Here is a 24781-nt window from a genome sequence, read left to right on the forward strand (position 1 = left end):
GCTTAAGCTCCCATTTTTACTGATGATTTTTTAACTCTTTTAGCATGGCATCCCGCAAGATTTCATTCATTCGTGTCTGATAACCTTTACCTTGTGCTTTGAACCATGCAAGTACATCAGCATCTAAACGAATGGAAGTCTGTTGCTTCACTGGGCGATAGAATTGATTATGGCGTACAGCATTGCTCCATTCTGTAATTTCAGGCATATCTGATAGATCTAGCTGATCATCAGGAACCGTGCCTTTAGCAAGCAAGCGTTGAATTTCAGCATCTTGTTTGTCGCTGAATTTTTCATTCAGTTCTTTGCGTGAGTATCTAACCATGCTCATATCTATCTCGCTCCGCCTTGGTGACTTGTCTTGCACTAATGATTCGTATGATTTCACAGTCATCTTCATCAAAGATGGTGTGAGCTACTAAGAGCATTAGTACGCCTTTTACTTTCCCAATGGTCTGCCAACGTTCTTCACCATCGGTATGTCTGTCCTGAATTGAGATCCTCAGTGGATCATCAAAAACAAGGCTTGCAGTTTCGAAAGAGATATCATGCTTTTTCTGATTCTTTCGATTCTTAGCCTCATCCCATTCAAAATACTGTTCCATAAAAAACATTCAAATTTGTATATACAATAATGTATCACAAAATTGTATCACTCAAGTTGAGAAGCGTAATTTTTAGTCAGATTTATTGGCAAAAACTATCAAAATCGCTCATAAAAAAGCCGACTTGTTTCAAAGTCGGCTTTTTGGGCATTTTTACATTTTTATGGTTTTATTAAGTGTTTGATATTTATATTAATATACAAGTGTATTGCGTATAAGCACCATTATGTTAAATAATTTCATTTGATATCTTTTCTTTTACAGTTTTTAAAGATATTTCTAGATTAGTTACTTTTTCATTAATCATATCTTTGACATTCATAGCAAAGGTATCGACAGCTGTGTGCATTTTTTTAGCATCATCTTTCCGTATAAATGGTGTTATAAAAGGAAGAGCAACCAATATGAAAGGAACAAAAGGGATCATTTTCCAGTCAAAATCAGTTTCCTTGTGATCATCGATCTTAGGATCTTTTTTTCTTCCATATCCAGTAGATATTTGCATTCCTATATGTTCAGCAATAAAGTTATATTGTTGTAATGCATTTTTTTCAGAAGTATTACCTAACTCATTAATTTCTTTTATTATTTTTTCAGATGAGGATGATAATTCATTTTGTAGTTCAGATGAACTAAAACCAAAAAAACCAAGATCATCATCAATTTTTTTATGCTGTTTAGCTTGCCATGTTCTCAGTTTTTCTAACATTACTTCTTTACAATGTTGTGGGATACGTAAGACTAGAGAATCTACAAGATCAATCAACGATTGTTTTTCAACTATTTCTTTACCAAATGGAATTATCTCTCCACCACGTGTTTTTTTGTGCTCACTACATACAGGGATAATGGCAATGTTATTTCCAAGTTCATGAGCAATCACTTGAATAAATTCAGCTTCTTCCTCTTCTGTTAGAGAGTCTGCTTTTGTTAATACGATACTAACTTTATAATTTTCATCTATAAGTTTTTTTACAATTTTAGAGTCAGCATCCTGTATACGCCCTCCAGAAGCAGCAATACAATAAAAAATAGAGTGAAACCAATCCGATGCAGGTTTATCTATTCCTCTTTTTTTTAACTCAGTATTAAGCTCTTTCAGCCACTGTTCTTCTTTGCCAACTTCTAGTCCCCAAGAATCATAGATTTTTACAGACATATCTTTTATTTTATGATTAATTTCATGAAAACCATTTGTTGTAACTGGTCGACCAATTCCTGATTTTGCTACTTCTGAACCAAATAAGTAATTGATTAAGCTACTTTTACCAACACCTGTTTGTCCAATAATTGCAATATTATAGTTTGTATTAGTCATTTTTATTTCCCTTCGCTTGTTTCAAATACTCCATAAAAATTTTCATTAAATTATCATCAAAATTTTTCATGAAGGAGCTATCATCAAAATGATCTAACCCTAACTCGGTTAATTTTGCACATGCCTCTGAAACTGCAAAGCCAAAAGCAGAAGTAATAGATGCCGCTACGGAACCATTAATTGTTCCACCTACAGCTGTTCCGACACCTGGGAAAAACTTTAGAATTTGACTAACCAAATATTTTCCAGCTATTGGTAAAGACGAAGCTATTGCTGTTTGAATAATTGCTGATACGCTATCAACAGCGCGATCTAAATTATATATATATAGTATTCTTGCCAATAACTTTGATTGATTAGCTAATAAAAGTGGTGCACTGGATGCTGGTATTGGAGCAAATCCAGTTGCAAAAGCTAATGTTGTATGCTGAATAATGGCATTTTTTGCATGTTCTCTTTTTTCTTTAAGGCTATTTTTTTGAGCAGAAACAAAAGCAGTTTTTAAAGCATTTGGTAATTGACTAGTACTCCATGAAATAAGTTTTTCCAATTCCATTCCATGTAAATTTTCTTTAATTGTTGTTTCAAAGATTTGAATCTTTGGAAACTCATTTAAAATTGCTGTTTTTAACAAGCTTGCATCATCGTCACTAACTAAATCTGCTTTAGTTAAAACTATTGAAATAGGTATATCTGAAAGTTCTATTTTCCGAATGATATTAATATCAAAATCTGTAATTCGAGAACCTATTGTTTGTATGCAGTACCATACTAAATGAGGCTTATCTTCAATTGAGTTTTGTGTTTCACTACAAAGTTCAATAACTTCTTTTTGGAAAAGTGATTCTTGCTCAGAACCAATTTCATACCCTTTACTATCAAAGAGAACAATTGGAATATTTGGTGACGTAAATTTATTTATATGCTGTGTTATAGGTTTACCGACTCCAGTAGCTGCTATATCTTCACCAAAGCATAAATTTAGTAAAGAACTTTTACCGACTCCAGTACCACCAACTAAAAGAATATTTGGTTTTTCTATATTTTTCTTCAGTGAGTCAAATGCCATATTTAACTCTTCTTGAAAATTACTAGACATATAGTCCCCATAGTTTGTAATTATTTAAGAATATTGAATATTCTACCTTTTTATTTCTTTGAAAATATATGGATATTAATAATTTCAGCTAAATTTGACCTATGCAATATTTTGTTTATTAATTAGATTTTCTAAAATTAACATAATACATGTTATGCGAAATAATTTTATTTTTTATTTAAAATCAATTACTTAATTGTTGTTGAAAATCCTAATCCTAATCCTCATCGATTGGGCTTTTTATCTTCTCGCATGTTTTTACCTGTTTTTCAAACATCACTCCACAAGACAGCTTATCGTGTTTTTTTAAGTACACCCATTCGGATACAGTTAATTTAGGCTATATTTGTATTCTTTTATTGTATTTAATTGGTGTATTTATTATAGTCTAATAAGCAAAAGAATACAAATAAGGGTACAACAGTGGCTGAAGTAGCATACAAACGGGTAAGTACGGCAGATCAAAATACAGCACGACAGCTAGAGGGCAAGACCTTTGACAAAATTTTTGAAGACAAGGTAAGCGGTAAGGATACCAACAGACCTCAATTACAGGCGATGCTCGATTACGTCAGAGAAGGTGATGTAGTCCATGTACACAGCCTGGATCGTTTGGGGCGTAATACGGCAGACCTGCTGCAATTGGTGGAGCAACTCAAGATTAAAGGCGTGACTGTCCATTTTCACAAAGAAGGCATGATCTTTTCGGCAGATACCAATAATCCAATGCACCAGCTAATGTTCACGATGCTGTCAGGCTTTGCACAGTTTGAGCGTGAGTTGATCAGAGAGCGTCAGCGTGAAGGGATTGCAATTGCCAGAGCTGAAAACAAGTATCAGGGACGTAAGAAGACTATTGATGACGCTGCAATTCGTGCAGCTATGGTAAAGCCTGATGCTAGTTACAGGAAAGTGGCAAAAGAGCTGGGTGTAAGTCTAAGCACAGTACAAAGGGCAATGAAGGGAGGCTAAGCTCCCTTTCTTGGTCTCCCTGATTTACTTTTTTGTGGGATTTGCCCTTTACTGAAAGCGCGATTTTTAGAATTAAACATTACTGAACGAATGAGATAATCTTTCTTTACTAGATACATGGCAGTTGCTATGACGTTATCCCTGAGATCCTCTTCATGATGGCTAATCATGCCTATGCCTAGATTTTTATACTTTTCCTTATTGGCATTGCAATTCCAATATAAGCCATCTCCTTGGGTAATCTCATTATTCCATAGCTCGCCTATATCTTGAGCTATTGTGATGTCTTCACGATGCTCAGAGCCATCTAAGAAAAACATCATGTGGAAATGGAAAGATTTTATCTCGGTATATTCCAATTTCCACATATAGCCTATAAAGCCTTTTGAATATTGCTTCTTGAGAGACTTAAGAAGCACCCTTCTATGTTCTTGAACATCAAGCGACCATGCCTTTAAAGCTTCAAGTTTGTGTCCTTGTTTTGACAATGGTTTATTTGAAATATTGGTGGTGATCTTTCTAAAAAGCCCCTTCCGGTAGCTTAAGTCTATTCGGATTACTAAAAGCCTTGAACGGTAATCAAATAGTCCGTTGATATATTTTCGTACTTCCTTTTTATATTCACTGTCATATTTTCTCTGCTGTTCAATTTCTTTTTTAAAAGCATCAGATCGTAGTCCTTTCTTTAGAGCAGTTAGGAAAGCTATATCATCAAATTTTCTGTATTCAGTTTTTGTTTTCAAATAGAGATTTACGTAAGGTGAAAACTTGCTATCAGGAAAGTTTTCTTCCAGGTCATTTATATATTGGTCTGTTCTGTACCATACGAGCTTTTGGTATTTTTTTAAGATAAATCTATATCCGGATGGATCTGCTAACAGCTGCTCATTTTCACTCTTTAGTTCTTTCAGTGATTCTTCTATTACATGAAGTTGGTTGTAAGTACGATAATTAATATCATCTATTGTTAACTTATTGTTGTCAGTAATAATTGGATACATATCGTCTAGGAAATATGTATTGGGTTCTAAAGTATCCATGTAGGTATAACTCCAATATCATTATGTCTATGATATTGAAGATAATATATAAATGATAATTAATCTTAATAACATAAACTACAGAAATAATTATTTATTTTTCATACCCTTAGATGCTATATATCAATACTTTCCATTGTGTTTAAAAATCATACAGTTAGTAGGGTAATAGCGAGTTGTAGGTATAAAAAACTAGTAGGATTAGTTAATCCTACTAGTTTTAATTTAATATTGTCAATACCTATTTACTTAGATGCACACATACAATTCAGTTTCACTAAATAATTGTGTTCTTGTGAAAGAATGATAGGACTTCAGAGGGGGATTTTCTGGAATGAGGGAATTTGCCAAATGGCAATTGCGTAATCGGGACGCCGAGTCGCGTGAAGGCATAGATTGCAAATAATTTCAGATATACATCATCTACATGAACAGTGAATGTTTATTCCTACATTCAAAGGCTTATCAGACGGTAAGCCTTTTTTCATTTCTAGAGGTATATCTTATGAACATTACATGCCCGTATTGCCATTCTGAAAACGTCAGCCGTGTGATTGACCAGCAGTCCTCCAATAACCGCAGTATGTCTTCAATGACCGGTGCCGGGATTGGTGCCAGCATTTCCAAAAGCCTGCCGCTGCCGATCTCGCCCTGGATGGGTGGGATTGCCGGGGCTGTGGTCGGTGGACTGATTGACAGCTTCATCCAGCCATCCAGACCCGTAGCGGCACCGATCCGCTACTTCCATTGCCATCATTGCCAGCGCAATTTTGATTAACCGGCTCAGGGAGAAGTGATATGGCACATCAACTCGAACAAATGGCTTATGTCGGTAACACCCCCTGGCATGGCCTGGGTAATCAACTGACACAGAACCAGCCGATTGAAGTCTGGGCACAACAGGCAGGCATGGACTGGCGCATTGAATCCTGCAATGTCAGCTATATGGCACAGAATGAACGGGGACAGAGCATCATTCTGCCTTATGAAGAACAGCGGGTCTTGTACCGTTCTGATACCCATGCCCCTTTATCGGTCGTCAGCCAGCGTTACCAGGAAGTGCAGCCCAAAGAGATTCTGGAATTCTACCGGGATCTGACCGAGCAATCCGGCTTTGAGCTGGAAACCGCGGGCGTACTGAAGGGAGGAAAAAAGTTCTGGGCACTGGCACGTACCGGACAAAGCACGGCACTCAAAGGCAAGGATGTCAGCAATGGCTATATCCTACTAGCAACCGCTTGTGATGGAACGTTAGCAACGACTGCACAATTTACCAATATCCGGGTGGTATGCAACAACACGCTGGCGATTGCTTTACGTGGGCAAAGCTCAAGTGCCGGGGTGGTCAAGGTTCCACACAGCACCCGGTTCGATGCGGACAAGGTCAAGCAGCAACTCGGCATTTCCGTGCGTGCCTGGGATGAACACATGTATGAAATGAAACAGCTCAGCCAGCGCAAAGTCACCCAAGGTGAAGCCGCTGCCTATTTCGATGCCGTGTTTAACAACACTAGCCTAAGCATTGCCGATCAGGAGGACAACATCATCCAGTTCTACCGCAATGTGGCTGCACAGGCCAGTCACTCCCCAGGCAGTAAAACCGAACCGAATGGACGCGCCATGAGTAAAGTCATGCAGATGTTCAATGGACAGGGACGGGGTGCCGAACTTTCCTCAGCCAAGGATACCGCCTATGGCTTGCTGTGTTCGATCACGGAATTTGCCGATCATGAACGCCGGGCCATGAGTACCGATCACCGGCTGGATTCTGCCTGGTTTGGTGCAGGGGCAGCACTAAAACAGCGTGGGCTGGAACAGGCTTTAAGACTGGTGGCCTAAGACCTTTTCCTGATCATGCTTAATGTTGCTTTAAGGCTCACAACCTAATCGGGCATTGAAGATGCATTGAAGATTAAATTCTACATGAACCTCAGCATGCCCCTTTGGCCACATCTCCCCGGATGTGGCTTTTTTTATGCCCAAAATTTCTCAGCTGAATTTTTACAGACGACCGCTATCTATAGGACAACCCCATGAATACATTTGCACCTTTACCCAATTTACCGAAGCCCTCTGGCATTCCCTCACACATTCCATTACCTCAACCTGTGAAACCTTCACGATCCACTGCGGCCAAACGTCTGGCCAATACCAAACAGCTTGATCAGCAACAATGGCTGGAAGTCCGCAAGCAGGGCATTGGCAGCAGTGATGCTGCGACTGCCTGTGGGCTTAATCCCTACATGTCGATGCTGGAACTGTGGATGATCAAGACCGGACGTATCCAGCAAAAGATCGAAGATGAAAGTTCCGGCCATGCTCCCTTGTACTGGGGCAAGCAACTGGAACCCCTGGTCGCTGAATACTACAGTCTGCATACCAATAACAAGGTCAGACGGGTGAATGCCGTATTACAGCATCCTGATCCAGACAAGGCCTTTATGCTGGCCAACTTGGATTATGCCGTGGTTGGCAGCGATGAGGTGCAGATCCTGGAATGTAAAACTGCAGGGGAATATGGCAGCAAGCTGTGGCGGGATGGTGTGCCGCTGTATGTATTGTGTCAGGTACAGCATCAACTGGCCGTCACAGGCAAGCAGGCGGCTCATGTCTGTGTCTTGCTCTGCGGCCATGAAACCCGGATTTTTAAGGTCAGCCGAAATGATGCCCTGATCCAGCAGATCATCCATGCGGAACGTACTTTCTGGGCATGTGTCGAGCAAGATATTCCTCCCGCAGTAGATGCCAGTGAATCGGCAGCACGCGCTTTACAGCAGCTTTACCCGGAGCATGTCCCTCTAACCGTCGAAGACCTATCACATGATGAGACGGCCAATCTGCTTTTTGAAAAGCTGATTCAAGCCAGACAGCAGATTGAAGAGCAGCAGCAAAGCTTCGATCAGATCAAGCACGAAATTCAGATGCTGATGAAAGATGCTGAACGAGCCACCTTTAACGGTGGCTCGGTGGTATGGAGGAAGAGTAAAGATTCAGTGAGTCTGGATGCCAAGTCACTGTTAAAGCAGCAGCCTGAGCTGATTGAGCAGTATCCGCTGCATAAGCAGGGCAGTCGTCGCTTCAACATTTATACGGATGCATGACCTGCCTTCCGCAGAGGCCCATTTGTAAAAACGCGCAAAGCCGCCCGGTTCGCCCTTTCTCCACAGATGAAGAAAGGGCATTTGGACAGCTTTGCCTGATCTGATGATCGATGCACTACCTGTTCTCCTGTGACCTCGGGTGAGCATTATTTTTATTGAATTAAGAGAGTCGATAGGTTGAGGAGCGGGTGCTTCAATTTATACGGCTCATCTGTAAAAAATCACATTTAGGAAAATCATGATGATTAAAGGGTTAGCGATTACACCGCCCGTATTGGGGCGTATCAGCATTGGCCGTGTCATTGAAAAGAATGGCAAACGCCTGCCAGAGAAAGATGACCAGTTCACCATTACCAGCCAGATCCAGAGCAAGGAAGGCTGGATCAGGCATCCACTGGATGAGCAGCTGCGTGCAAACCTACCGAATGGGAAACTGAGATCCATTCCGGTACGGATGATCTTTAATGATCCTGATCTGAACATGCGGGCAGAATACAGCCTGTTTGACCGTCAGACTGGACGTCCGGTTTGTGTCGGCAATGGTCAGACCTGCCAGCGATTGACCAGTCAAGGGGTAGAACAGCATCCCTGTCCATCCCCAGATTTATGCTCACTGGCACAAGGCGGGCATTGCAAGCCCTATGGGCGGCTGCATGTCAATCTGGATGAATCGGATGAACTGGGGACTTTCATCTTTAGAACCACAGGTTTTAACAGTATCCGTACCCTGGCTGCACGTTTGGCTTACTACCATGCGGCATCAGGAGGGCTGCTATCATGTTTACCCTTACAACTGACCTTAAGAGGGAAAAGCACGACACAAAGCTATCGCCAGCCGGTGTACTACGTGGATCTGACCTTACGTGATGGGGTGAACTTGCAGCAAGCAATTAACACGGCTCGACAGATGGATGAGCAGAGTAAGGCCGCTGGGTTTTACCAGGAATCGCTGGATTTTACTGCTAGAAAAGGCTTTGAGAATGCTAGATTTGAGGTGAACAGTGAGGAGGGCATGGATGTGCTGGAGGAGTTTTATGCAGAAGATGAATCTGAGCAACCCAAGACTGAACCGAAAACTAATGCAAAGCCTAAATTCAATCAGAGAGAGGGTTTTGTGCAGGATATTCAGCAGGGTTTGCAGCAGAGTGTTAGAATAGTGAATTAAACACATGCGGTGAAAAATAAGGGAATTTAGGATCCCTTATTTTTTTGTTCTGATGTCTTCAGCATTTCAAAATTTCCTTGAATATAGACAAGCCATCGAAGCTTATAATAAGACCCACGACATGCTGGAACGCTGCAAGAAATCCAATGATGTAGTGCTGATCGACAATGCCTTTAAAGACACCAAGCTGGAGATCTTTAAAAAGGATTGGATAGCTTTACTCGCCTCTACGAGTTTATGACGCAGATTGTAGATTACGATGATAAAAGCTGGAAAAGCTCAGTCTGTATGCGTGTAACCTGAGTCCATTGTTGCGCGAATATTTATACAACTAAATTACAACTAATTTAATTTTAATTATTAACTAAATTAGTTTCATATTAAAACTTCCAAACCCACTTCTTTAAGAACACCCACATACTTCCTGACATTCTCAACATCTTGCAGCTCAATAAGAAGTCTTTTTTCAAGATCTTCATAGCTCTCACCTACAGCTGCTTTCTGGCTAGCGAATGGATCGTAATGGGCAAGTTTGTTTGCGAATAATCTAATCTGTTTATCACTGAGTTTCTTGGGAGATTCGTTCTCATCATCTTTGGTTTTCTTAGGACGAAAAGAGAAAGAGAACCCGGTAATGTTTCGGCCAGACTTATGCTGCTCATAGGACGCAACAATATCCGTCTTCTCGTTGATTTGGGTTAAAGCAGCATTCAAGACCTTCTTCTTGAAGTTGCTCATGATCTTGTATTCGTCACTACCCAATCCCAGCTTGAAGCGAAAGTCATCAACCAAGAAGACCGGGGTTTTACCGAGACTGCGCCACTGGATCAGCAATTCATACAGACGGATTGCATACTTGCTGGTTAATGAACTTATTTGCTTCAGTTCATACGAAGTAAAAGACTGTTCTAACTCAGTGATCAATGGAATGACATCGGGAGCAAAAACCAATTCTAGAATACCAGCAGAATCAACATAGGCTATTCTTGAAACCCAACGAGATTTAACGATCTTCTCCTTCTGGGTAGCCTCATGAATCCCCTTGTAGCTGAACTTTCGCTCAAACAGGCTATTAGCTGCATTCTTTAAAGCTTCATAGGCTGCATGCCTATCTACATTGAATTGCTTCATATAGTGCTGTGCATGGACTTCTAGGGTGCTATTAGCATTAACATCTTTGCTTATCTCTCTAGCTTGTACGATGGCTAAAAGAATCAGACGTTGCTCTGTGGTATCTAGGTTATAGCTGGCATTGATTAAGGCATTGTCTTTAACAACTAACTCTTTTGTCACAATGACTTTCCTATTTATTATTGCCAATAACTATACCCAAACAACTTAAGTATGTAAATGGAGGGGAAAGGTATCTATAATGGAGGGGAAAGGTATCTATAATGGAGGGGAAAGGTATCTATAATGGAGGGGAAAGGTATCTATATACCCTCTGAAAGTCTTATATAGAAAGGGTTTCAGCCTGTCTAAAAATATTAAAAATAAAAATATTAAAAATAAAAAAGGGTATTGTTGAAAAATTAGAGCTTCTTTATTTTTTCGCGTATCAATTGATTGTGATAGAAACCAAAAAGAAATAGGTCAATAATCAACCTGGTGGGAAAAGGTATCTGTATAGAGAATTGAATAAATACTAAAGGAATAACACTTTACTTAGTTACACTATGAAACTATATTAAGTATAAATTAGTTATAAATTATACCTAAAATGATTGTATTAATTGGAAGCCAGAAAGGCGGATGTGGCAAATCTACAATAGCTATCAATATTGCTGCTTATCTTGCAAAACATAACAAAGACATCGTACTCGTTGATGCAGATCCCCAACAAAGCTCAGCTAACTGGGTAAAAGATCGGGATGGAACAGATCTGCCGAAAGTACATTGCGTTCAGCGCTATGGCGATATCAAGAACACACTGAAAGACCTAGATGGCCGTTATGACTATGTAATTGTCGATGTTGCTGGGCATGACAGCAAAGAGCTTAGAACTGCAATGTTAACGGCTCATTACCTGGTAGTGCCATTTAGACCATCACAATTCGACTTGGATACTTTACCTCATCTATCAGAAGTCATTGACCAAGCGAAGTCCTTTAATGAGGAACTGAAGCCATTTGGATTACTAACATTGGCTCCTACAAATCCATCAGTGTCTGAAGTGCAACAAGCAAATGACTATTTAGCTGACTTCCGGTTGTTCACAGCCTTGTCGTCAGTGATTCATGATCGTAAGGTTTATCGTGATGTCACAGCTGAAGGGAAAGGTGTAGTTGAATCCAATAATCCAAAAGCAATAGAAGAATTTGAGGCATTCATGGAGGAGCTTCTGGCATGATTAAGAAAAGAGAAACTACGAAACCTTTTTCTGAGGAAGCATTCATTAATGGTGCTAATGAACAGCTCACACCAAAATTAGACCCGAAAGCTTCTAGAAAATTTAAGACGCATACGATCCCGATGAATGAGTATGAGTACAAGTTATTAGCTGAACTGGCAGAGAAATATGGTCAAACCCATAATGGAATTATTAGATTTGCACTAAAGAAATTAAGTGAGGAATAACAACTAATATAGAACTTATTTGAAACTATTTTAGTTTCAAAAAACTTAATTGAATGTAGTAAAACCATAGTAGGCTGTTGATGTTCATCACAGACTAGACATTTTTATTGGTGAGAATACAGACAAGACACTTTAAATTGTTTCTAACATCTGAACTGCGCATAAGAGATTTTATGTTAAATGAAAAATAGATGGTGCTTTTCTAAAAAGTTTTATTATTTCTTAGGTTTAACTTGGAAAGTACTGATATATCTACCTATTTCTTTACCATCAATAGAACGATTGGTTGTATAAGCTGTAATAATTGTAAAAAAGGAATCTCTACCCTTTGCAACATAATCCAAAATAATAACCCCAGAAGGAAGCATTGCTAAATAGAGCCCTTTTCTTTTATCTGTTTGATGATGAAAACTCCCTCCTTGGCCTAATTTTTTCACCAAAAATCCGAAAACATCAGTGGGGGGTCTTAAGCGATTAAATTCTTGACCATGATTTCTTAAAATATGCAGATAGCCAAATCCATTTCTACCTTTTGCATAGCCATTTTGTAATCTAATTGGAAGATCATGAGGAATACCTTTTATGGTATTGCCAGGAATTATAGCTAGATCGATAGAACCATTAATTTCCCAAAATAAATTCTGCTCTATTGTATCTTCTTTTATTTGTAAAACAGGTTGTTGCATGATTAGAAAGTACTTTTAAAAAAGGGAAAAGAAGATAGAATTTGACATTTCTCAGGGGAATGATACCCTAATAGATGAGTCTTTGCTGAAAGACGTTACATCGACCTTGACAACCTAGATGGTCAGATGAAAAATTGGTCAGCACGCTGTTGTCATATAAGCGTATAGAGCGAGGTGTAATACTAAGTATTACTAAGTTTCTAAGAATTTGGTTAATTCTTTCGAGCGTTAACCATTTAAGTTTTTAGATTACTTCGGGCGTCGTTCGGACTCATATTAATTAAAGGTCGCATTTGCGGCCTTTATTTTTATGCTATAAAAATAAAGAATTAGTATATTTTAGAGAGCTTTCTTATGGGGGAATGCCTATTGCAGAATTAAGGCATTTAACAGGAAGAATTGGGGAACTTTATGTAGCTATGATGACCTTAGGACAATTAGCTGATTCAGTTAATCAGAGAGGTTATGATGTAGTTTCCAGTACTGGACGGCTTTGTTGCACAAAGATATCATAACTATATGATTTTAAAAGTTTTGATTATTTTTTGATCCAAAATTAAATTTATTTAAATCAGATGCTTACATATTTATGCAACAAAGCCTCATTTTAAGGGATGTTATCAAGTGCTACAAAATTTTTTTGAAAAGAGTAGATTTTTAGTTATTATAGTTATTATAAATTGCATACTATCTTCTATTTTTTTATATTTATCAACTATATATCTTCTAATTGATGCAATAATTTTTATTATAAAAAATATATATGCAACTAATTTTGAAGTAAAAATAGTTGTTGTTAAATTTTTAAAAATCCTCGATGTCTCGTTAATTGCTATTACATTTCATTTAATTTCAGCAGGTTTTTATAAATTATTTATTCGACAAGCTATTTTTGACAATAGTTCTTTTCTTAAGACACTATCAATTAATAAGTTTCATGATCTAAAACTTATTATATTACATGTATCTATTATAGTTATAGTCATCTTGTTTTTAGAAGATCTTGTTGCTTTTGGTGGAACTTTAGCCAACTTATATGCTGGTATTTCTTCTAGCCTAGTCATATTAGCAATAATTTTTACTTGTAAGCTATTCGATAATGATCATCACAAAGACGATGAATAACTTAAATCGCAAGGACTCATTTATAATTACTCTTTTATTTGAGCATTTAATTGAAGTTAAGATTAGAGATCGTCATGTATTGAGAAAAAATGTCTGATTCAAACTTCACTAAACTCAAAATTGCGTCAAAGATTGCAGCTTCAAATAGAAATAGGGGTCGTCTCAGGAAACGGAAAATATAGCACGCTAAGGATTTTCACTCCGACTTCTTTTAACGATATCCAACACGGTATTTTTGCTTAGATTGACCAGCCGACCGACTTGTCGATAAGAGTGTCCAGCAGACACCAACTCCAACACTTTAGGTGCCAGACGATCTGACTTGGTACGTTGACCAGGACGACGACCAAACACAACGCCCCGCGCTTGTGCCGCTGCTACACCAGAGCGCACACTGTTTATCTTGGATTGGTTGCAAAGCGTAGAACTACGCCGTCGGGTTCAAGCTGGATTAAATAAAGGTGAAGCCCGTAATGCATTAGCGCGCGCCGTTTTCTTTTATCGATTGGGTGAGATTCGAGATCGAAGCTTTGAGCAACAGCGTTATCGAGCCAGTGGCTTGAATCTAGTGACCGCCGCCATTGTATTGTGGAACACGGTTTATTTAGAGAGAGCGACTAACGCCCTACGAGGGCATGGTCGCACAGTCGATGATACCTTGCTGCAATATCTGTCACCGCTGGGGTGGGAGCACATCAATTTAACTGGGGATTATCTATGGCGAAGCAAAGCCAAGATAGGTGGTGGAAAATTTAGGCCATTGCGCGCAATTGAAAAACCTTAGCGTGCTATATTTTCCGTTTCCTGAGACGACCCCTACAAGGGCCGTAAGCCGTCACTGACTCCTGAACAAGTGGCTCTGCTGCATCAACGTCTTGAATCTGGCGACTACAAAACCAAGCGAGCATTGGCGAAGGAGTTTGGGATTTCTGCGCCAACGCTGTATCGGTATCAGTAGTAGTTCCAGCTATTTGATATTATTTGTCTATCTATTGAAAATTTTTCTGAGTAAAACAGGGTCGGCATCCTGAACTGAGCTTGCTCCAATTTTATTTGCTGCTAACCGTAAACAGGAATCGACCGATACAAACCAACTTGCCATCAAGTAGTAACTGAACCGATACTGTCGTAATGCGCCGACCCGCACGAACAATACTGGGGACTGCCTGTAACGTACCTATAAATGCTGGCCGCAGGTAATCAAAGGTCATCGTGGAGCATAAGGGCAGCTCATTATCACCACGCTGACGGGCAAGATAGGCGGCGGCGGCCACTTCACCAAAACTCGCGAGAATGCCGCCATGAAACGTGCCAATCATCGGGTTGCCGATATGCGAATCACGAAAGTCCATAAAGTACTGTATTTCTCCATGTTGCATTTCCTCACGAAAACCTAGAAAATCGACAAAAGGCTCGTCACACAATTTTAGTGGGGGTGTTTCCGCGCTCATCTGATTTACTATACTCATATCACTCGCCTCGCGCTTCATTGCTGTCAAAAGAGGGTCCCATCGTGCCGATTGCGAAAGAACCAGTGACAGTAGCCAGTAGCTCACCACTGTCTTCTGCAACCGCTCGGCCCGTGATAAAGGCCACCGTATCGGTTCTACCAATGCAATCCACTATCGCCTTTAAACCTACCGCAGAGGGAATACGTCGCAAAAAATCGACACGCAAATCAATAGTGGCAATCGGCTCTAACGACCGCAATGACGAAAAAATAGATAAGCCGCAAGTCGTATCCAGCAGCGTCACCAAAGCCCCTCGATGCAGTGAGCCTTTACGGTCAGAGAGTTGCTCAGAGAAGGGCATCGTCATCTCGGCATGACCATCGCTCACTGCACCAACACTAATATTGAACATATTGAATAAAGGGTGATTAGTACCAAAAAACGCCTTAGCCATGGTCAGGTGTGCCGTGTTATTACTGTCCATTTTTGAACTCCCGCCATTGCTGGCTGATTTTATTGCGAAAAAATTAGCGGCACGTCTCAAAGTGCAAGGGCGGCATCTGTATAATTACGTTCGGCCTGCATCACCGCCACAATGGCCTCTTCAATGGCGGCATATGGAAAGTTTGTGCTTTCCGAGGCAGACTTCAAACACATGGCTAATGCCGTCCATGCTTTTTCGCAAGCCCTCATTAACAGGGGCAGTCGATATTGCTGTACACTTGCGTCATAGTGAACCGCTTCATCAAGGAATTCAGCGTACATTTTGCGGAAGCCGCCGCCACCTGTGCCACGCTTTTCAATAATTTGGTAGGCAAATCGGGTCGTCCAGTGCCAATCGCCTGTGGCTCCCCAACGACTCAGTTCGGCCAGCCATGTTTCCAGTGCCGATATGCCACTCACAGCTAATGACTTGGCGTTGTCATGGATGACACCGGTAATCATCTCGGGGGTAATTTCGCCTTGAAACGCGGTGGGCGTGAACATATTGCCATAGTGAATAAATGGGGGCTGTGTAGAAAAACGTGCGCGGGTCAGTGCCTCTCGCGTCACCGACAAAACACTCGGACGCTCGGTATCGGTGACAAATACCGCACCTGTCTCTGGATTTCTCGACCAAGCGGCTATGGCGTGACCGGGAAAGTGCGTGCTGCTGTTGAAGTAAGGTAAATAAAAAATATCCGTCAGCAACAGGGTGGGGTGACCCGCATCCAAACATTTCTCCAGCGCGGTGGCTGCCGATTCGGGTGACTCGAAGGTTTGCCACTCAAAGGGTATACCGATACTTTCAAATACGCGCGCTTCAAACCCCAAAGACCGCACATGCACTAAAAATGGCACAGGGGCGTCAGCCATTTCCAAATAGGTCACGCCAAGCCCTGAGCCTAATCCAAAGCACATGGCCTCGGAAATATTCAGCCCATTAAACTCGAGCAAATCACGAATTGCGGAGCTGCCACAATGCCTCCCGATGGCGTGCGTGATACGGGATGGAGTCTTATAGTTGGTCACAGGTTTTTTGCCTCTTCGTGAAAATCTGGATTAAGGATGCCTCTTGTCATCATCTGCCATATCGCATCCGCGATCTGTTCAAGATTGTACTTACCATTTTCTTTATACCAAGTGGCAGCCCAGTTTATTGCTCCTAGCCCAATCAGTCTTAACAGATCTGCATCCACATCGTTTCGGATACAACCATAAGACTGCAGATCATCAAGAATTGTCTGCCAATATCGCTCGTATCTGTCTCTCTCAGCAATAATCTGCTCACGTGCGACTCCATGTACCGAGCGCCACTCAAACAACAACACATAAACCATATCGTCACCCGACATAAGGATATCGACATGTGTCTGCAGTGCCGATTGCATTTTTTTGAGTGGATCTTGAATCGCGGAAGTCGCCTCAACAATCCTGTAAATAGTTCTCTCAATAGCAAGCCGCATCATATCAACCAAAATATCGTCTTTACTACGATAGCGGTAATGCAGACTGCCTGGAAGAATACCACAAGCACTGGCAATTTCTCGCACACTGGTACGCTCAAAACCCTTTTCTCGAAACAGCTTGGCAGAAGCGGCTAATACTCTCTCGCGGTCAGCAACTTCGACTCGCGTAGATTCACTACTCAACATAGTTTGACTCATAACATTATATCAATAAGACAGGTTACTCGACTTGGTCAAGTCGAGTCGAGTCTTTCACGGTCTCTCCTGATCTATACAGCTTTTGCAATGGGGACATTAAAAACAATTCGTGACGCTTCCATAGGGTCTTGATGCTTATCATATTCAGCCAGCCAAGAATTAACCTTTTCTGGGATTTCGGTGTCGCTAGGATGGAAACCTGGCTTAAACCAGTCCAGATAGCGTGGAATAAGTCTGGTAATCAGGCCACGTGGTCCATAGAGGCGATAAAATCCCTTAGCAAGCACCAATGGCTGACCTTGTAGTTTGTCAATTTTCAACATATGCCAAAGAACTGAGCCAACCACCGCATGTACCAGTAGCGTTCCGATAATCAAAGCAGATGCGCGGGTGAAATACCCCCCACCTGCCGCTGTTTCGTAAACATCAAAGGCTACTGTTTTGTGTTCGACTTCTTCTACCCCATGCCACATGAACATGGCACGCATTGCGGGATGAGCATTCTTGAACATCTCACCCTCACCCTCCATAGCACCCTCGCCTAGTACAGCAGTAATATGTTCAAAGGCAGCTGTCATGGCCAACAGATACTTGGCGGGCAGGTGTTTTTGGGAGAGCCGAATAAATAATTTGAATCTTGCGATGACCTTTTCGACATGAATGCCTTGCGACTGCATCACCGCATTATACTGGTCATGCACAATGCCATGTTGCGCTTCTTGGCGAAAAAAGTTTTTGATATCTTCTCTCAGTTTAGGATCTGTGACCAGATCCTGATAGTTACGCACCGACTGAATAAAAAAACGCTCTCCATCGGGGAAGTGAATAGAAAGTGCATCAAAGAAGCGTGTTAACACCGGGTCACCGTCGTTCCAAAAAACTGGAACATCACTTAAATCAAACCGCGGCTTACGTGGCTGGATATTGATCATATGAGTCATGGCGAGAGTTTCCTTGTAAAGGCATCGAATGTCTGTAAACCTGCTATCACATTTGACCTTGAGCAATATTTTTCACCTTGGTCAGGCACAGCAAATATCACACAAGAATTCAACGGGTATTGGTCAAATGACCAAATGCATATTTTGAATATATTGGTCGATTGACCAAATGTCAAGCCTGTCCTCAAAATTTGATAGAATGAGTTAACAACGCAGCAGGTGAGCCAGATCATCTTTGACATCGAATATAGCTACCAGACCTTTTGGCAGAGGTGTTTTTTTAATGTTAGTTTTTTTACATTAGAGTGTGTTGACGTTTGAAAATATTGATTGCAAATTGGAGGCAGACTCAGAGAATTAAAGCTCTCCCCATCCGAGTCCACCATGCCACGCTTTATGCTGAACGACCAACATTGAGCAAAGATTTCTCCTATGCTCAAGCAACAGGACATTGATCACAAACCAAATTTACGGCTCACCGTAGAAGCCATGCTCTACAGAATGTGGGTGAAATGTCCATGGCTAGACCTACCTCCTGACTGAGTTTGGTCAGCAGCCTAATCTCTACAAAAGATACAACGACTGGTCAGCAAAAGGTTTTTTCCAAAGCATACTCAGGGTTTTATCTACTGACTCTGATATAGAGTAGGGGTTATGGATAGCAATTACGTCAAGGCACATCAACATAATGCACGTGCTGCAACTCACGATCAGGAGGCGATTGGCTTAAGTCGAGGTAGCAAGACAAGTAAGATCCATCTTGCCGTAGATGGGTATGGATTACCCATCGTGTTTGCGATCACGGGTGGTGAATTACACAAAGCCAAAGCTGCACCTGACTTGCTCTCACAGGTATCTATCGATGCCATTCTGATTAACATCTGAATCAGCGTAATGCAAATCTAGCCTGATGTAGTTTTAAGCTACCCCATCAACGCCTGTACCGCAATCGACTCATCCGCCAACCGCAGTGGATCGACCGCCGTACCAGCCGTGATCAGCTTTTTGCTTAGCATAAACTCCTGCGGACGATTCACACAATCCGCCGCAATCAGGCGACCCGCCTGCAAATAAAACGCTGCAAAGCTACGCCTTTGCTGCACATCACCCCGAATCACGATCTGATCATACCCCTGACTGAGTCCCGCAATCTGCAACTTTAGATCATACTGATCTGACCAAAACCAAGGCAAACTCTTCGAGGTCCGCTGTAAGCCACACAAGGTCGCCGAGGCAATTTTGGCCTGTTCATTGGCGTTTGGTACCGACTCCAAGCGCATCCGCCGCTGATAAATCGGATTAAACGCATTGGCACAATCCCCGATGGCCACAATCTCTGGCGCACTGGTACGGCAATACTCATCAATCACAATACCATTGTCCACCTGCAAGCCCGCGTCCAGCGCCAACTCGATATTCGGTACAACCCCGACCCCGATGATCACCAGATCTGCATCGAACATCGAACCATCGGCACACAGCACCGCTTGCGCCCGCCCCTCACCCGTGATCGCCGTGACCGACACACCGGTATGAATCGTCACACCCTGTTCGCGATGAATCCGCGTATAAAAGTCCGACACTTCCGGTGCAGTTACCCGCTGCAAAATCCGCTCGGCGGCTTCCAAGACCACCACCTGCATGCCCTGCTCGGTCAATGCGGCGGCTGTTTCAAGACCGATATAGCCACCACCGATCACCACTGCTTTGCCGTTGGGTTGTACAAATGGCTGGATAGCCTGTACATCGCTGATATTTCTAAGATAATGCACACCTGCCAAATCAGACCCAGCCAGCGACACCGTCCTGACTCGTGCACCGGTACACAGCGCCAACTGGTCATACGCAAGCGTACTGCCATCTTGTAGTGTCACGCTGCGCGCTGCCCGATCAATCGCAACCACCCGCCCGTGCCGAAATTCGATCTGATTTTTTTGATAAAAAGCGGCTGGCCGAATCAATAACTCATCGACCAGTTGTGCACCGCATAAAAAGGTCTTGGACAACGGCGGTCGATGATACGGCAAATACGGCTCATCGCCGATCACCACAATCTCGCCCTGCCAGCCATCTGGCCGCAGACTTGCCGCCAACTGCGCCGCAGCATGACTTGCGCCAATGATGACGATTGTTTGCATATGAATTCACTCAGTTCATGGTTGATGCACAGCATCAATTGTTGCCGACGACAGTTGCAAAATGCCTCTGTCGCCTATTTTGATACCTACGCTTTGGCAGTCAGTTTGACCATCATCTTGGCATAGCCGCGCACAAAGTTAGACTGCACCAACTCTGGCTCACCCAATACCTCAATATTGTCGAAGCGAAGCAATAACTCCTCCCACAGAATCCGCAACTGCATCTCGGCCAAGCGATTGCCCATACAGCGATGCACACCAAAGCCAAATGACAAATGATTGCGTGCACCTTTACGATCAATCAAAAACGCATCTGGCTGTTCAATCACCCGCTCGTCACGATTGCCCGAGGCATACCACATTAAGATCTTGTCGCCCTTACGGATGGTTTGGCCGTGCATCTCGATGTCTTGCTTGGCGATGCGACGCATATACGCCAGTGGGGTCTGCCAGCGAATGATCTCGGACACCATATTTGGAATCAGGCTCGGTTGGTTTTTCAGTTTGACAAACTGCTCAGGAAACAGGTTCAGCGCATATACCCCGCCGGTCATGGAGTTCCGCGTGGTGTCATTCCCACCGACAATCAGCAAGGCCAAATTGCCCAAAAACTCCATCGGACGGTGAATCAAATCCTTGGTATCGTCATTGCTCAGCATTAAGCTAATCAAATCAAATCCCATCGGCTCACCTGCCGCTTGCTGAGCCGCCTTGGCATGCCACAGCGCGGCAAACTGCTTGGCCATATCAGCGGCGGCATTAAAAAGCACATCGTTGTCGCTAATCTCACCGCCCGTGGCTTCTGCGCTGCCCGCCAACGTATCAGACCAGTACACCAGCTTGTGCCGCTGTTCATACGGAAAATCTAACAAGGTCGCCAGCATGCGTGCGGTGATTTCTTTGGACACCCGCTCCACCCAATCAAACGGCGTATCGAGCGGCAAATCATCCAAAATCTCTTGTACCCGACTGCGGATCAGCCCTTCCATTTCTTTTAAATTTTTCGGTGCGACCACACCTTGTACCGCTTGACGCTGCACATCGTGCTTAGGCGGATCCATTGCAATAAACATTTCCACATCCAGTCCGGCGGGCGGCTTGCCAATCACAATCACCGGTTCCGCCGAAAACAGCTCGTGGGATTTGTCCACGAACACAATATCGTCATAACGGGTAATCGACCAAAATGCACCGAATGGACTGCTTTTTTGGTAATGAACAGGACGCTCGTCGCGTAGCCGCTTAAAGTATGACTGCCATTGATGCTGTCGATATAAAAACGGATTGCTCATATCGATGTCTTCGAGCTTGAGCGTGGCAACATCGGGGATTGGCTTTTCTACAAAATCAGGGAACGGTTGCGCCTGTGTCACCCGTTGCTTGACCTTTTGGAACACCTGCATGCCTTTCACTTGTAAATGCATGGGTATCGGCAGCAGGGCTGAAATTTGGTTTAGTGTGGCTTGCATGTTTTTCATGATTCATTCCTCAATGATGATGCTTAACAGCTGTTGAAATCTGCCGTCACTACATTTGAAACTCAGGCAAATGCACCACCATGCCATCCATTGCATCGGACAATTGAATCTGGCACGCCAAACGAGACGACGCCGTACCTTCTGGTACCATCTCTAGCATGCGCGCCTCTTCGTCATTGGGCTGTCCTGTCGCCGCCAGCCAAGCACCGTCAACGATCACATGACAGGTTCCACAAGCACATTCGCCACCGCAATCTCCATCAATGCCGGATACGCCGTGATCGATAGCCAGTTGCATCAGCGACTTGCCCGCTTCGATGTCAAGTACGGTGGCGGTACCGTCATACTCGATCAATGTAATTTGACCCATTATTACTACTCCTGTGTGGTATACGGTTGCTGGTGACGCCGATGAAAATAGCCATCCCTCTTTACTCATAATAGACATGTATCCATACTGCTTACAGGTCTCTTGTTGACAATATAGGGTCATTAAAAGACGATTATGGCGCTGTAGCCCCATCGTCGATTGCATTTTTCTAGTCGATGTTCTTTCATACTGGTCTGTTATTGAGGTGTTTGAGCCATGTTGCATCCAAGTCTGCTGACTGGTCTCGCCAGTACAAGTGAATCTGCTAATATCCCCTGTAGCTATACCCGTCTGATTGGCCGAGAGCTGGACTTGCAGGCGCGTGACCTACCTAAACTATTAAAATTCACCACGCTGACCGCTGAACAACTGATGCGTGACGACACGATGATCAAGGCCAGCCAACAGATTCAAATCTTACAAAATAGCTTGGAGTTGTCCGCATCCGATCAGTTTGGCTTGCGTTTAGGGCAGCGGCTCACGCCGTCAACACATGGCTCGATGGGCTTTTTAATCAATAGCAGCCCGAACTTATTGGCCGTGTTACAAGCGTTTCAAACTTTTTTGCCGACCCGTATGAGTTTGATTAGGCTCGAAACACACACCAATGCTGAGTGGACGACCTGCTTGATTTTCTTTGAGCAGACCTTGAGTCATGCAGTACATCGGCTACTGTCCGAAACTGTTGCGGTGATTTTTTCGGAATGTGCCGAATTTATTGTTGGACGACCGCTGACCGAGGCGGTGATTCAGTTTAGCCATCCCGCCCCCGATCATCATGCCTGTTACGCGGATTATCTTGCCGGTACCTATCAGTTTGATCAGCCACAACTGTCGATCCGAGTGCCGACCGAGTTGTGCTTGATTGCCAATGCATCCGCGCAGCACGATAGCTATCTGCTGGCGATGCAACAATGCGAAATGATCCTCAACCGGCTCAAGACCCAACAACACAGCACCACCTACCAAGTGCAAAAAGCCATGCTGTCCTATCCGCTCGGGCAACTGAGTGAAGAGGATCTGGCTGCAGCCTTGTTTATGAATAAGCGTACGCTGGCCAGACGTCTGGTCAAAGAGAACACGAGTTACCGGCTGATTCGAGATCGGATTTTATCTGAGAAAGCCAGTAGTTATTTACATGACCCTCAAATATCGGTCGAGGCAATTGCCAGCTTACTGAATTACCACGACTCTGCTAATTTTCGGCGCGCGTTTAAACGCTGGTTTGGTGTATCACCAAGTGCTTATCGGCGAAAAATCACCCATCGGCAAGAAGAAAATGACCTGAGAGAATGAGGTTGTTCGTATGATTGTTAATACGTTGAAACATCAATACGCCCTAGAAAAATACCTTAAAACGCTATGTCAGAGATGGCAATCATATGGCAGCCCTCCACTTCCAATCCGATAACCTCAACTCAACCCAACGCTTGCAACCCGCTGTGAACTCTGTAGAGGTTTTAATTCCCATTGCAGCCCATCCACCGTCAATGTCTTCAGTTAGGGGTCGTCTCAGGAAACGGAAAATATAGCACGCTAAGGATTTTCTTTATCCTTATTGTACTTGTCCTGCTTATTCTAGATCTTGGAGTATTTCATCGTAAGGTAAGAGAGATTGGTGTTAAAGAAAGCTTAGCACTATCAGCATTTTATATTACATTAGGTTTACTTTTCGGCGCATGGGTGTGGTGGTATCTCGGACCCACGGCAGGGATTAACTATGTAACCGGTTTTGTAATTGAAAAATCATTAGCGATGGATAATATCTTTGTCATTGCAATGATTTTTTCATATTTCTCGATACCAAGAATTTATCAGCATAGAGTCTTATTTTGGGGAATTATAGGTGTAATTTTTCTAAGAGCTATCATGATTGGCGTGGGCGCAACACTGGTCAGCCAATTTTCATGGGTTCTTTATATATTTGCAGCCTTTCTTATTTTTACAGGGATAAAAATGTGGCTAAGTGTTGATAAAGAATATGAAGTCGGAAATTCTCCTATTTTGAACTTTATTAAAAAAAGATTTCGTGTCACTGAGCAGCTTCATGCAGAGAAGTTCTGGGTGAAAAAGATTGATCCAAAAACTAACCAATTAACCTGGTTTATGACACCACTTTTTCTAGCCTTGATCATGATTGAATTTGTAGATCTGATCTTTGCAATAGATAGTGTTCCTGCGATTTTTGCGATTACGACAGATCCATTTATTGTTTATACTTCAAATATTTTCGCAATTTTGGGATTACGTGCTTTATATTTTGCCCTATCAGCAATGGTCGACCGCTTCCATTATTTGAAGTACGCATTAGCAGTATTGTTAGTCTTTATTGGATCAAAAATTTTTATAGCTGATGGATTAGGTATAGCAAAAATTCCACCGCCAGTCTCCCTTTCGATCACGTTCATCATCTTGTTTACAGGAATTCTATACTCTCTTTGGAAAACAAAAGATCAAAGTACTCATAGGTAAAAATTACAATCCTTTAAATAATTAATAGCTACCAATAAAACAGTGGCTGTTAATTATTCTGATTATAAGTTTTCCTAAAATTAACATAATACACGT

27 protein-coding genes and 3 pseudogenes are annotated in these 24781 nt (G+C 42.4%); 14 read left to right on the forward strand and 16 right to left on the reverse strand.

Annotation, left to right across the window (positions count from 1 at the left end):
- Positions 1-16 precede the first annotated feature (16 nt).
- The 4 genes from IO68_RS29620 to IO68_RS29630 form a co-directional block, all read right to left on the reverse strand.
- Positions 17-331: a BrnA antitoxin family protein gene (locus IO68_RS29620; RefSeq protein WP_005244636.1), complete on the reverse strand. Its 315-nt coding sequence runs from the start codon at positions 329-331 to the stop codon at positions 17-19.
- Entirely contained in the window at positions 318-605 is a 288-nt protein-coding gene (locus tag IO68_RS29625; protein WP_005244631.1) for a BrnT family toxin, read from the reverse strand. Before IO68_RS29625 ends, IO68_RS29620 begins: the two co-directional genes overlap by 14 nt.
- A 229-nt stretch (positions 606-834) precedes the next feature.
- Positions 835-1923 carry a GTPase gene (locus tag IO68_RS34225; protein WP_023013920.1) on the reverse strand — a complete coding sequence of 363 codons (1089 nt, stop codon included), beginning with the start codon at positions 1921-1923 and terminating at the stop codon, positions 835-837.
- Positions 1916-3022 carry a YcjF family protein gene (locus tag IO68_RS29630; protein WP_004889328.1) on the reverse strand — a complete coding sequence of 369 codons (1107 nt, stop codon included), beginning with the start codon at positions 3020-3022 and terminating at the stop codon, positions 1916-1918. Before IO68_RS29630 ends, IO68_RS34225 begins: the two co-directional genes overlap by 8 nt.
- A 423-nt stretch (positions 3023-3445) precedes the next feature.
- On the opposite strand from IO68_RS29630, the gene IO68_RS29635 reads away from it, so the two are divergent.
- Positions 3446-3994, forward strand: a complete 549-nt coding sequence (locus IO68_RS29635) for a recombinase family protein (RefSeq protein ID WP_004889330.1) — start codon at positions 3446-3448, stop codon at positions 3992-3994.
- On the opposite strand, the gene IO68_RS29640 is transcribed toward IO68_RS29635, so the two are convergent.
- On the reverse strand, positions 3991-5034 hold the full coding sequence (locus IO68_RS29640) for an inovirus-type Gp2 protein (RefSeq protein WP_004889331.1): 1044 nt from the start codon (positions 5032-5034) through the stop codon (positions 3991-3993). The two genes, IO68_RS29635 and IO68_RS29640, sit on opposite strands and share 4 nt — an antisense overlap.
- 505 nt (positions 5035-5539) lie before the next feature.
- On the opposite strand from IO68_RS29640, the gene IO68_RS33700 reads away from it, so the two are divergent.
- The 5 genes and pseudogenes from IO68_RS33700 to IO68_RS34230 all read left to right on the forward strand — a co-directional run.
- Positions 5540-5812, forward strand: a complete 273-nt coding sequence (locus IO68_RS33700) for a hypothetical protein (RefSeq protein ID WP_004889335.1) — start codon at positions 5540-5542, stop codon at positions 5810-5812.
- A 20-nt stretch (positions 5813-5832) separates the two neighbouring features.
- Positions 5833-6873, forward strand: a complete 1041-nt coding sequence (locus tag IO68_RS29645) for a DUF932 domain-containing protein (protein WP_004889337.1) — start codon at positions 5833-5835, stop codon at positions 6871-6873.
- A 194-nt stretch (positions 6874-7067) separates the two neighbouring features.
- Positions 7068-8135 carry a YqaJ viral recombinase family protein gene (locus IO68_RS29650; protein ID WP_004889338.1) on the forward strand — a complete coding sequence of 356 codons (1068 nt, stop codon included), beginning with the start codon at positions 7068-7070 and terminating at the stop codon, positions 8133-8135.
- A 241-nt stretch (positions 8136-8376) separates the two neighbouring features.
- Entirely contained in the window at positions 8377-9300 is a 924-nt protein-coding gene (locus IO68_RS29655) for a hypothetical protein (RefSeq protein ID WP_010590180.1), read from the forward strand.
- Positions 9301-9382: 82 nt separating this feature from the next.
- A pseudogene (locus IO68_RS34230) lies at positions 9383-9620 on the forward strand (hypothetical protein); the annotation flags it as partial.
- A gap of 55 nt (positions 9621-9675) precedes the next feature.
- Here the strand turns inward: IO68_RS34230 and repM are convergent.
- On the reverse strand, positions 9676-10593 hold the full coding sequence (repM, locus tag IO68_RS29665; protein ID WP_004889343.1) for a replication initiation protein RepM: 918 nt from the start codon (positions 10591-10593) through the stop codon (positions 9676-9678).
- A 427-nt stretch (positions 10594-11020) separates the two neighbouring features.
- On the opposite strand from repM, the gene IO68_RS29670 reads away from it, so the two are divergent.
- Both IO68_RS29670 and IO68_RS29675 read left to right on the forward strand, forming a co-directional pair.
- On the forward strand, positions 11021-11650 hold the full coding sequence (locus IO68_RS29670) for an AAA family ATPase (RefSeq protein WP_004889316.1): 630 nt from the start codon (positions 11021-11023) through the stop codon (positions 11648-11650).
- Positions 11647-11877: a hypothetical protein gene (locus tag IO68_RS29675; protein WP_004658732.1), complete on the forward strand. Its 231-nt coding sequence runs from the start codon at positions 11647-11649 to the stop codon at positions 11875-11877. The genes IO68_RS29670 and IO68_RS29675 overlap by 4 nt, the downstream gene beginning before the upstream one ends.
- A 215-nt stretch (positions 11878-12092) precedes the next feature.
- On the opposite strand, the gene IO68_RS29680 is transcribed toward IO68_RS29675, so the two are convergent.
- A complete protein-coding gene (locus IO68_RS29680) occupies positions 12093-12563 on the reverse strand; it encodes a hypothetical protein (RefSeq protein WP_004761025.1) in 471 nt (156 codons plus the stop codon).
- A gap of 624 nt (positions 12564-13187) precedes the next feature.
- Here IO68_RS29680 and IO68_RS29685 point away from each other — a divergent pair.
- Entirely contained in the window at positions 13188-13688 is a 501-nt protein-coding gene (locus IO68_RS29685) for a YqhA family protein (RefSeq protein ID WP_004889319.1), read from the forward strand.
- Between the two features lie 186 nt (positions 13689-13874).
- On the opposite strand, the gene IO68_RS29690 is transcribed toward IO68_RS29685, so the two are convergent.
- On the reverse strand, positions 13875-14081 hold the full coding sequence (locus IO68_RS29690) for a helix-turn-helix domain-containing protein (protein ID WP_009513519.1): 207 nt from the start codon (positions 14079-14081) through the stop codon (positions 13875-13877).
- Here IO68_RS29690 and IO68_RS29695 point away from each other — a divergent pair.
- Together IO68_RS29695 and IO68_RS33710 are read left to right on the forward strand one after the other, a co-directional pair.
- Positions 14074-14472 (forward strand): annotated as a pseudogene (locus IO68_RS29695) (Tn3 family transposase); the annotation flags it as partial. The gene IO68_RS29690 and the pseudogene IO68_RS29695 overlap by 8 nt on opposite strands.
- Positions 14473-14523: 51 nt before the next feature.
- Positions 14524-14646 (forward strand): annotated as a pseudogene (locus IO68_RS33710) (helix-turn-helix domain-containing protein); the annotation flags it as partial.
- Positions 14647-14737: 91 nt separating this feature from the next.
- Here IO68_RS33710 and IO68_RS29700 read toward each other — a convergent pair.
- The 5 genes from IO68_RS29700 to IO68_RS29720 form a co-directional block, all read right to left on the reverse strand.
- Entirely contained in the window at positions 14738-15157 is a 420-nt protein-coding gene (locus IO68_RS29700) for a PaaI family thioesterase (RefSeq protein WP_000029507.1), read from the reverse strand.
- A gap of 1 nt (position 15158) precedes the next feature.
- Positions 15159-15623, reverse strand: a complete 465-nt coding sequence (locus IO68_RS29705; RefSeq protein ID WP_000378064.1) for a PaaI family thioesterase — start codon at positions 15621-15623, stop codon at positions 15159-15161.
- Positions 15624-15679: 56 nt separating this feature from the next.
- On the reverse strand, positions 15680-16651 hold the full coding sequence (locus tag IO68_RS29710; RefSeq protein WP_000186299.1) for a BtrH N-terminal domain-containing protein: 972 nt from the start codon (positions 16649-16651) through the stop codon (positions 15680-15682).
- Positions 16648-17274 (reverse strand): TetR/AcrR family transcriptional regulator, encoded by a 627-nt coding sequence (locus tag IO68_RS29715; protein WP_000952904.1) that lies wholly within the window; start codon positions 17272-17274, stop codon positions 16648-16650. The genes IO68_RS29710 and IO68_RS29715 overlap by 4 nt, the downstream gene beginning before the upstream one ends.
- 83 nt (positions 17275-17357) lie before the next feature.
- Positions 17358-18227 carry a metal-dependent hydrolase gene (locus IO68_RS29720; protein ID WP_000149466.1) on the reverse strand — a complete coding sequence of 290 codons (870 nt, stop codon included), beginning with the start codon at positions 18225-18227 and terminating at the stop codon, positions 17358-17360.
- A gap of 654 nt (positions 18228-18881) precedes the next feature.
- Here IO68_RS29720 and IO68_RS29730 point away from each other — a divergent pair.
- Positions 18882-19112, forward strand: coding sequence for an IS5 family transposase (locus tag IO68_RS29730; protein WP_004656998.1), 231 nt, complete (start codon positions 18882-18884; stop codon positions 19110-19112).
- Between the two features lie 38 nt (positions 19113-19150).
- On the opposite strand, the gene IO68_RS29735 is transcribed toward IO68_RS29730, so the two are convergent.
- The 3 genes from IO68_RS29735 to IO68_RS0117105 all read right to left on the reverse strand — a co-directional run bounded on the left by IO68_RS29735 (position 19151) and on the right by IO68_RS0117105 (position 22213).
- Entirely contained in the window at positions 19151-20365 is a 1215-nt protein-coding gene (locus IO68_RS29735) for an NAD(P)/FAD-dependent oxidoreductase (RefSeq protein ID WP_001193555.1), read from the reverse strand.
- A gap of 86 nt (positions 20366-20451) precedes the next feature.
- Positions 20452-21843: a cytochrome P450 gene (locus tag IO68_RS29740; RefSeq protein ID WP_004658516.1), complete on the reverse strand. Its 1392-nt coding sequence runs from the start codon at positions 21841-21843 to the stop codon at positions 20452-20454.
- A 49-nt stretch (positions 21844-21892) separates the two neighbouring features.
- Positions 21893-22213, reverse strand: a complete 321-nt coding sequence (locus tag IO68_RS0117105; RefSeq protein WP_004658513.1) for a 2Fe-2S iron-sulfur cluster-binding protein — start codon at positions 22211-22213, stop codon at positions 21893-21895.
- A 216-nt stretch (positions 22214-22429) separates the two neighbouring features.
- On the opposite strand from IO68_RS0117105, the gene IO68_RS29745 reads away from it, so the two are divergent.
- Together IO68_RS29745 and IO68_RS29750 are read left to right on the forward strand one after the other, a co-directional pair.
- Positions 22430-23509 (forward strand): AraC family transcriptional regulator, encoded by a 1080-nt coding sequence (locus tag IO68_RS29745; RefSeq protein ID WP_023013922.1) that lies wholly within the window; start codon positions 22430-22432, stop codon positions 23507-23509.
- A gap of 174 nt (positions 23510-23683) precedes the next feature.
- On the forward strand, positions 23684-24685 hold the full coding sequence (locus IO68_RS29750) for a TerC family protein (protein WP_023013923.1): 1002 nt from the start codon (positions 23684-23686) through the stop codon (positions 24683-24685).
- Positions 24686-24781: the final 96 nt, after the last annotated feature.

It is taken from the genome of Acinetobacter sp. COS3 (assembly GCF_000475335.1).
GTDB classification, from domain to species: domain Bacteria; phylum Pseudomonadota; class Gammaproteobacteria; order Pseudomonadales; family Moraxellaceae; genus Acinetobacter; species Acinetobacter venetianus.